The organism is Synechococcus sp. R8-2, from assembly GCF_047461715.1.
Taxonomy (GTDB): Bacteria; Cyanobacteriota; Cyanobacteriia; order Thermostichales; family Thermostichaceae; genus Thermostichus.
In genome coordinates this window covers 1-5,728 of sequence record NZ_JANSHQ010000540.1, presented here as the reverse complement: position 1 = coordinate 5,728, position 5,728 = coordinate 1, and the positions used below count along the sequence as shown (strand labels likewise).

Sequence of the window (5,728 nt, the reverse complement as noted above, 5' to 3'; positions counted from 1 at the left end):
CATCCAGGGTGGTGGCGCCGATACAGCGCAACTCGCCCCGCGCCAGCATGGGTTTGAGCAAGTTGCCGGCATCCATGGCCCCTTCGCCGGCCCCGGCGCCGACAACGGTGTGCAACTCGTCGATGAAGAGGATGATCTGGCCTTCGGATTCAGTGACCTCTTTGAGCACAGCTTTGAGGCGGTCTTCAAATTCCCCGCGGTACTTGGCCCCGGCAATGAGAGCGCCCATGTCCAGAGCAATGACTCGCCGGTTTTTCAGAGACTCCGGCACATCTCCCCGGTTGATGCGCTGGGCTAGGCCCTCCACAATGGCTGTTTTCCCCACGCCGGGTTCGCCGATGAGGACGGGGTTGTTTTTGGTGCGGCGGGAGAGCACCTGAATGACGCGGCGGATCTCGTCATCTCGCCCGATCACCGGGTCCAGCTTCCCTTCGCGGGCCGCCTGGGTGAGATCGCGGCCATAGCGCTCCAGGGCTTCGTAGCGGGATTCGGGGTTTTTGTCGGTGACCCGCTGTTTGCCTCGCACCTCTTTGATGACCGGTTTGAGGCGCTCTACCGTCAGGCCCAGGGGTGCCAAGACCCGCTTGCCCACCCGCTCATCTTGCAGGGATCCCAAAAACAAGTGCTCCACCGAGATGAAATCATCGCCGTACTCTTTGCGAAACTCCTCGGCCCGATCCAGGGTGGTTTCCAGGCCGCGACCCAAGTAGAGCTGATCCACCCGCGCCAACTTGGGCTGCTGGTTGATGAAGCTTTCCACTTTATCCCGCACCAGCCTCGGATCGATACCTGCCCGTTGCAGGAGGGTTTGGGTGAGCCCCCCCTCTTGATCCAGAAGGGAGATCAGCAAATGCTCGGTTTCCAACTGTTGCTGCTGGTGCCGCCGGGCCACATCTTGGGATTGGACAATGGCGCTCCAAGCTTTTTCGGTAAATTGGTTGGGATTGGTGGGCTGCATAGGAGTTCGGCAGAGCTTTGCTACTCAGTATAGGAAGGCAATACAGACACAGGGAGCACCCTGGACTCTTTCGGGGCAGTAGAGCTGGGTGCCGGAAGCTCCGGTAGGATCTTCCTGATCTAGGTATCGCCTATTTTGCCAGAGCCAGAGTTCGCAACAACCGTCCTCTCCAGCTGCGATCCATGGAGGGATCCCCGCCTTATTCTTCTTCTTCGTAGGGACGGCCTTCCCCGATTACCGCCAGGTCAATTTGTTGGCGGTAGTAATCCACGTTCTTAATCTGCACCTCCACCCGATCCCCCAGGCGAAACTGGCGCCGACTCTTGCGTCCCACCAGCGCCTGCTGACGGCTGCGGTACTCGTACCAATCGTTTTTCAGGGTGCTGACCCGCACCAAGCCTTCCGCCAAGATGGGATCCACCTGGACAAAAAAGCCGTAGTTCTGGACACCGATGATTAGGCCGGGGAACACCTCTCCCAGGTGCTTTTGCATGAACTCAGAGCGCTTCAGGCCCATCAGCTCCCGTTCCGCCTGCTGCCGGATCCGGTACCCCTCCTGAATTTTGGGCAGTTGCGCCTGGAGAAACGCCTGCCATTCCTCCTGCACCTTGGGCGGCAACACTTGCCAGTCGATTTGGCCGTAGCCGCTGGGGCCGTGCAGATCCACCACAGTTTTGGAGCGAGGGCTGCGGCGATCGCGTCCTTTGCTTAGGGCCAGGTGCAGAGCACGCAAATTGAGCAAGTCGGCATAGCGGCGCAAGGGGGCCGTAAAGGTGGCGTAGGGTTCTTTGAGGCCCAAGCCAAAATGGCCCAGGTGTTCTTCCAGAGGCTGAAGACGATACTCGACCGGGGGCAAGGTGGCCAGCATCTGCGCCACCAAGGCCGGGCTCGCGCCAGAGGCCAACACATCGGGAGCGGTGATGCGGGCACAAATCCGCTGCCAGTCCGCCAGAGTTACGACAGCGGGATCTTGCAAATTCAGATCCAGCTTCATGGCATTGGCCAGGCGCAAAAAGCTCTGCAGGGCCTCGGCGGCAGGGGCAGGCTGCACGCGGGCCAAAGAAGGGATCCCCAACTGGCGCAAATGGTGGCCCAGGATTTGGTTGGCCAGCAGGAGAATTTCCGTCATCAGGGCATGGGCGCCGAGGCGATCGCTGATCAAGAGGGGGCCGTAGCCGCTTTCATCGGCAGAGTGGGGAGTGAGCAAATCCAACAGGGGCAGGTCAAATCCCCCCGCCTGGTGACGTTTGGCCCGTAGGATCTGGCTAAGGCGCAGCAGGTTTTGCAGCAGGGCCATCAACTCCGGCACTTCTTCGTCGGGGCCCAAGTCGGCGGTGGTGGCCAAAAGAGCCTGCACCTGACCATAGGACAGGTGAGCCCGCGATTGCACCAGGCTGGGGTAAATCTCGAAGTTTTGTACCACCCCTTCTGGGTCGAGGGTCACTAGCAGTGAATAGGCCAAGCGCTCCTGCTGTGGCAACAGAGCCAGGCGGTTGTGCACCTCCGGCGGAAAGAGAGGCAGCACCATCGTATCGAGGTAGACGGTGGCCGTCCGCTGCTGAGCCTCTTGCTCCAAGGGGTGGTCGGGATCCAGCCAATGGGCCACGTCAGCAATGTGGATCCCCAGCAGCCAGTGGTCATTCTCTTGCCGCTGCAAGGAAACAGCCACGTTGGGTTCCAAGCCGTGGGGATGCTGCAGATCCAAAGGCTCCAAAGTGATGCAAAACCAATCGCGCAGATCGCGGCGGCCCTTTTGGTCAGAGCGGCTGAGCTTTTTGGGCAGAGCTGCTGCTGCCTCCAACACTGGAGCGGGAAACTCCTGCGGTAGGTCGTACTTGCAACAGACCAAATCTGCATCGATGGAGGCCTCTGGGCCGTCGCCCAAAATTTTGCGAATGGTTCCGGTTGGGGGCAGATCCCCCAGCGGGTAGCGATTCACCTCCACATAGGCCACCCGCCCCTCTGCCAGCTCGACAGGGGATCCCTCCGTCAGGGCCAGCTCGAACAGCAGCCGGTCGTCCAAGGGCACCACCCGAAAACCCTGTTCCGTCTGTTTGAGGCGACCCACCAGGGCAGAATTGGCCCGCTCCACAACGGCCACCACCTCTCCCTCAGGGCTGCGGCGACGGTTGCCATCTTTGGTGACCCGCGCCAACACCTGATCCCCATTCCAGGCGCCGCTGAGGTTGCTGCCGTGGATGTACACATCCTCTACCCCCGGCTCGTCCCGAATGGCGAAGCAGAAGCCTTTGCTGGAACAGCGCAAACGCCCCACCACCAAAGATTCGTCCGGCTTGCGCCGATAACGGGGTGGATCCCCGGATCGTTCCAGAAACCCGGCCCGCACCAGGCCATCGAGGGCAATCTCCAGCATTTCCGGCGCTTCTGGATCGGCGGACTGCAAGAGAGCAAGAAGAGTATCTTTGTCGGTCAATTGCTCGGGAGGCTGAGAGAGAAAATGCTGAAAAATTCGAGAGAAGTCCATTTTGGGTATTGGCAAAAGAGGAGAGAAGAAGAGGGGTTAAGACATCACAAGACCCAACCCGTTGGCGTTAGTCACGCTGGCCGGTGACGATAAAAGCTACCCGCTGACCGATGTTGGTGCTGTGGTCGGCCAGACGCTCCAGGTAACGGATCGCCAGCAACATCAATAGAATAGGCTCGACCGATCCGCGAATGTCAGACTGCTGCGCCAACGTATTGTAAAGGTTAGTGTAATCTTCATCAACGGCGTCGTCTTCCCGCTTCAGTTGTCGGCCCAGGTCGGCGTCCAATTCTGTCAGGGCCACTAGGCTGTGGCTGAGCATTTTCTGGCAACGCTGCATCATCACCTGAATACGACCCAGCTCCGGGGGCGGCGGGTACATGACCAAGCGCAGGGCCACTTCGGCCAAATCTTTGGCGTAGTCGCCAATCCGCTCCAGATCGCGTACCAGTTGCATCAGGGTACTGATCCAGCGCAGATCCCGCGCCACCGGGGAGCGCAAGGCAATCAAATTAATACAGTCTTTCTCGATTTGACGATAAAAACGGTCAATTTGCTTGTCTTGGGCGATCACCTGTTCGGCGGCGGCCAAGTTCTGTTCAAACAGGGCCTGCTGGGCCAAGACCACCGATTTTTCCACTAATGCCCCCATACGCAGCACATCCTGCTGAATCCGCTTAATCTGAAGTTGCAGCTCAGCTTGCCCCATGGCTTTCTCCCATGGATGTGGGCAGGGGGGGGAAGGGTTGCAGTTGTTTTGGATCACCAGAGCCAGCTGATCTCAATCATGGCAAACTTCGCCTGGAATAGGGGCAGGGAAGATGGCCAACTTGGGGGAAGATGAAAATAGCGGTTGCCCTTTGAGGGGGATTCGTCTGTCTGGAGTTCTCGGGTTGCTTTGTCGATTGAGACGGTCTCATGGCTCTTCCCCCCATCATTGTGTTGGACGATGATCCCACCGGATCCCAAACCGTTCACAGTTGCCTGCTCCTCACCCGCTGGGATCCGGAGACCTTGAAGCTGGGGTTGCAGGATAGCTCGCCAATTCGCTTTATCCTCACCAACACCCGATCCCTGCCGCCGGCCAAGGCCGAAGAGGTGACGCGGTCGGTCTGCCGGGCCCTCAAGCAGGCCATGGGGGAGCTGGGGTGGGAGCGGGCCCTTTTTGTTAGCCGCTCCGACTCGACGCTGCGGGGGCATTACCCCCTGGAAACGGATGTGATGGCAGCAGAGCTGGGGCCTTTTGATGCCCATTTTCTGGTGCCGGCCTTTTTTGAGGGAGGGCGCATCACCCGCAACAGTGTCCACTACCTACGGGTGGGGGAGCGCTGGGTGCCGGTGCATGAGACGGAGTTTGCCCGCGACTCGGTGTTTGGCTACCACCACAGCTATTTGCCGGACTATGTGCAGGAGAAAACCCAGGGGCGGATCCGGGCTGAGCAGGTGGAGCGATTGACCCTAGAGCAGATTCGCGCCGGCTGTCTGGAGCGGCTTTTGAGTCTGGAGGGGAATGTCTGCTGTGTGGTGGATGGAGAAACCCAGGCGGATCTGGATCGCTTTGCCCAAGATGTTTTGGCGGCAGCCTCTCAAGGCAAACGCTTTTTGTTTCGCAGTGCCGCCAGCCTCCTGACGGCTCTGGCCCAGTTGCCGCCACAACCCGTTCCCCCGGAACAGATGGGGCAGTTTGTTCGCTCCTCTCAACCGGGGGTGGTGATCGTGGGATCCCATGTGCAAAAGTCCAGCCAGCAGTTGGCCCGCCTTCTGCAGGAGCCTGAAACCCAAGGCATCGAGGTGGAGGTGAGGCGACTATTGGATCCCGACGCGGAGCTGCTGCCAGGGATCCTGGCCCAAGTTCACAGCGCCTACGAGAAGGGTCTGACGCCGGTGGTCTACACCAGCCGAGAGGAACTGACGTTCGAAAAGGACGCCGTAGAAATGCGCCTAGCTTTTGGGCAGAAGGTTTCCCGGTTGTTGATGGGTGTGGTGCAGGGGCTGCCAGAAGGGATCGGCTATCTCATCAGCAAGGGCGGCATCACCTCCAACGACACCCTCAGCGTTGGCCTCAACTTGCCGGCGGTGCGTCTGCTGGGGCAAGTCTACCCTGGGATCTCGATGGTGATCACCCCGTCCGATCATCCCCGCTTTCCCAACCTGCCGGTGGTGTTGTTTCCGGGCAATGTCGGCGAGGCGGATACGCTGCTTTTGCTCCATCGTCGCCTCAAAAGTCGGGGCTTGATTTAGGGTGAAGAGGATGGTCTTGTGGGTTCCTGATACATTTACGCTGA

At 59.6% G+C, this 5,728-nt stretch carries 4 protein-coding genes; 1 reads left to right on the top strand and 3 read right to left on the bottom strand.

The window, feature by feature from the left end:
- The 3 genes from NW819_RS12125 to phoU form a co-directional block, all read right to left on the bottom strand.
- Window positions 1-958, bottom strand: a 958-nt coding sequence (locus NW819_RS12125) for a Clp protease N-terminal domain-containing protein (protein ID WP_414413892.1), incomplete at its 3' end; no start/stop codon positions are given.
- A 199-nt stretch (window positions 959-1,157) separates the two neighbouring features.
- Window positions 1,158-3,443, bottom strand: coding sequence for a ribonuclease R family protein (locus NW819_RS12120; RefSeq protein ID WP_414413891.1), 2,286 nt, complete (start codon window positions 3,441-3,443; stop codon window positions 1,158-1,160).
- 67 nt (window positions 3,444-3,510) lie between these two features.
- Entirely contained in the window at window positions 3,511-4,152 is a 642-nt protein-coding gene (phoU, locus tag NW819_RS12115; protein ID WP_414343567.1) for a phosphate signaling complex protein PhoU, read from the bottom strand.
- A gap of 209 nt (window positions 4,153-4,361) precedes the next feature.
- On the opposite strand from phoU, the gene NW819_RS12110 reads away from it, so the two are divergent.
- Window positions 4,362-5,684 (top strand): four-carbon acid sugar kinase family protein, encoded by a 1,323-nt coding sequence (locus NW819_RS12110; protein WP_414413890.1) that lies wholly within the window; start codon window positions 4,362-4,364, stop codon window positions 5,682-5,684.
- The last annotated feature ends 44 nt before the right edge of the window (window positions 5,685-5,728 follow it).